Origin of the sequence: Dietzia sp. B19 (assembly GCF_014145155.1) — a bacterium.
GTDB classification, from domain to species: domain Bacteria; phylum Actinomycetota; class Actinomycetes; order Mycobacteriales; family Mycobacteriaceae; genus Dietzia; species Dietzia natronolimnaea.
This window is the reverse complement of the sequence record NZ_JAALED010000573.1, coordinates 34,180-37,440: the sequence shown is the minus strand read 5'-3', so window position 1 is coordinate 37,440 and position 3,261 is coordinate 34,180. Positions and strand designations below refer to the sequence as shown.

Below are 3,261 nucleotides of genomic sequence, written 5' to 3'. Positions count from 1 at the left end.
CACCGGCCCGTGAATCAGCGGGGCTAGACCGACTGATCAACTCAAGGCCAGATCCGAGTTGGGTCTGTTCGGCGTGGGGGTCGTCGAGGGTGTCGGTGACGTACATTCCCAGGCCTGCCGGTGGGAGGTTGGCACCGAGATCGGTGAGTAGGTCGGTGGCACGCAGTTCGGCGACGGCGAATGGGCCCGTCTGGAGTTCGAATCCGACAAGCCGCTTGGCGAGTTGGCTTACTGCCCCCGCAACGGCGCCCTGCCCGTCTCGCTCGGCCACTCGGGCCGCGACGTGCTCGATGATCGTGTGTAGGAATGTGCCCGTGCCCATCGCGGGGTCGGCCACGACCACATCCGGGTCGGCGAATCCTGCGGTTCTACCCAATCGTGTTTCCAGGACTTCTTCGGTGAGGCGGACCATTTGCTCGACCACTTCACGTGGTGTGTAGTACGAACCGGATTTTTGCCGCAGCTGCGGGTCGTAGACGTCGAGGAAGGTTTCGTACAGGTGGAGATAGGTGTCGCGGCGGCCGGCGCGGACCTTCGGCCACTGCACGGCGTCGATGACACGCACCAGGAGGTCGATGGTGACCTTGAAGTCAGCTGCGACGTAGTCGGTCAGCAGTTGAAGCGCTCGGGCCATGAGGGAGTGTTGTCCCGCAAGTTTCGTGCCCACTGCGTGCAGGCCGCCGGTATCGGCGAGTGTGATGCCTTCGGTTCGGGCGAGGAGGAGGGCGAACGTGACGGTTTGCGCGTAGCCGTCGGCGAAGGTCGCGTCGTCAGCGGTCGGAAATAGCAGGTGTCGCCAGTCCCTGGCGAGTCCATGGAATGGCTGATCTTCGCGTCGAGCTCCCGCCTTGATCTTGCGCTGCTCGGTGGCGAGCTGGTCCAAGACTTCACCGCGCAGAAGTCGAGTCAGCGGCGCGATAGCCCGAACGAGAGCGATCACGCTGGTGATGGGCGCTGGCTCCCACCGCAGGAAGTCGGTCAGGAACTGCTCGAACTCTGCGGGCGCGGAAAGCTCCGCTCCAGCCGTGCGGAGCGGCCCGCCGGCAAGGTGTATCGGATCTCCGACCGGCTCGCTATCGCGGTAGAGCCGCCACTCCGTGCCATTGGTGTAGATCAGGTTCGGGAGGTCCTTCTGCCTCGTCCACTGTTTGAGGTTGTGGCCTCGCATGGAGACCGGGTCTAAGTTGGCGCCAGGCTTCTTGACCTCGACGTACCCAGTGATCGCACCGCCGACGCTGATCGCGTAGTCGGGACGAACGCCGCGGTCGTCGTCGCGGACCTCGTCGTGTGGGACCACATCCAAGGAAAGGTGCTCGCCAGCGGCGGCGAGTAACTGTTCGATCGGAGCCCGGATCGCCGCTTCTGCCTCACCCGGACCGGCCAACTTGGCTTTGCAACGCTGCCCGAACTCCGAAACAGCAGTAGTGAGCCAAGGCGATGACACGTGAGCAACCTTTCAGGATGCAAGTGGTGGGGTTGCTCTGATTGTCCGTCATTCCCCGTCAGGAAGTTCCCGGACGCACCGCTAGAGACTGCTTATTCTCGCGCAACGACTGGACTTGGAGTATTCGCCGAGTTTGACAGTCGAAATGCTATATTTCTCTTGTTGCGGATTCATGCGCTCAAAAACCCGGTCATCGACCGGGTTTTCGTCATTTTGCTCGCCGCAACAACCTGCTGGCTATGACGCTGGCAGCCTGCGCCCAGGCGCAGTTCAGGTCGCTGGCCAGTATCTGGCCGCGGCACTCAGCCTGGCAATCGGCCAGGCGTGGCATCTCTCCACCATGAGGGGAGGTTGCGATATGCAGGTTCTCGACGTCGTCGACAAGCTGGACCTCGCGGCCGTCCTGCTACTTGGGGCCGGGCACTTTGTGCTCCGCCTCCTTCCCTTGATCTCGGATCGCGTTAACGCACGCGCCGTCCGACTGATTGAGGCGAAGAAGAAGCAGGACGACTAGGAAAAATCGCACCTGACACCCTCGTAGGGAGAAGCCTGTCGTTGCAATGTTTGCGGTGTGTACATTGTGGCCGAGTCGAAGGTGCGCTGCCGGCGCGAGTCTAAGATGCCCCAGATGGGCTTCTCTGACCGCAAGGCGTCGATTGTCGCCGAGGCGTACCGCCGAACAAAGAGTCACGTCGCCTACCTCGACGAGTCCTATCAGGCGCCGGATCCGATAGGGCACCACCGCAAGACGTTCTATCTTTTCACCGCGGTTGTAGTTGCTCAAGATGACATGGACGAGTTGCGCGGAGGGCTTCTCGAGATTGCGGGCTCGACGCACTGGCACACCACCGAGGCTCTGCTCACGGCAGGAGGGCGACGGGCTACTGAGGACATGCTCGGGTATCTCGCTGACGGGAAGGAGACCTGCGTGATTGCCCATCAGGTGTCCGTAGACCCCGTCGACCATGACGCAGAAGACGCTCGCCGCGCCTGCTATCGGTCGTTGGCGGAAGAACTCGCCGCTGGCCGGGCCGGCAGTTGGAGCCCTATAGAGTTGCTCATCCTCGAAGAGCGTAACCAGAGAAACTTCCGGAATAAGGATGACAAGAACCACAAAGAATTGATCCGCGAAAATCGGATCCCACGAAATACGCGACTCCTGCAGACCTCTCCGAGTGCCGAGCGGCTGCTGTGGCTTCCAGATCTCGTGTCATCCGCGTTCCGCCGAACCATCACTCACACAGACGGCACCAACGAGCTCTTCGAGATCGTGAAGCCTCAAGTGTATTTTCTTGAGGCTGGGGACTAGGCGAGGCACAAAAAAGAGCAGCCCCTGGCTGCCGTAGCTACACCGAGGGGCCTGGCCGACTGTCGGGGCGTAAGCCCAGAGGGCCGACTCATTGCTCATCTGCATACTATCCAAGCTTCGCAGCATTGTCACATCGTCGTTGGTACTCACTCTTGGGCAGTTGCGTCCGGCGTTCACTACTGAAGAACTACGCCAGGCGTGCATCTGGCGGAGCCCATCGGCGTCGGCGCGGAAAGTTCGGGCTGCCAGGCACTTTACTGCCACCAGGCGCCGGGAGAACTCACCGAATATCGGTTCGGTTCACACGTCGGCAAGTGAGGCTCCGACTAGTCTCTTTTGGGTACACCCGTGCGGGACGATATGCCGCCAACCATCGCTGCTGTGTCACAGGGTCTAGTTCGATACTTATGAAACGCCTTCCCGTCGGGTCTAGGATCTATTGATGCAGGTTTCCGGGCGAAAGGGTCTTTCGATGGCTGATCGGATCGGGACGCTCTTGAACCGGGCG

Annotated in this window: 3 protein-coding genes; 2 read left to right on the top strand and 1 reads right to left on the bottom strand. The window is 61.2% G+C overall.

Features of this window, described 5'->3' with window-relative positions; translation table 11 throughout:
• Positions 1–1,444 (bottom strand): N-6 DNA methylase (locus G6020_RS16395; protein WP_182611316.1); only part of this gene is annotated, 1,444 nt, incomplete at its 3' end.
• A 172-nt stretch (positions 1,445–1,616) separates the two neighbouring features.
• Between G6020_RS16395 and G6020_RS16390 the strand changes: the two genes are divergently transcribed.
• Complete coding sequence (locus G6020_RS16390; protein ID WP_182611315.1) at positions 1,617–1,958, top strand: hypothetical protein; 342 nt, start codon at positions 1,617–1,619, stop codon at positions 1,956–1,958.
• A 114-nt stretch (positions 1,959–2,072) separates the two neighbouring features.
• Positions 2,073–2,753 (top strand): hypothetical protein, encoded by a 681-nt coding sequence (locus G6020_RS16385; protein ID WP_095719448.1) that lies wholly within the window; start codon positions 2,073–2,075, stop codon positions 2,751–2,753.
• The last annotated feature ends 508 nt before the right edge of the window (positions 2,754–3,261 follow it).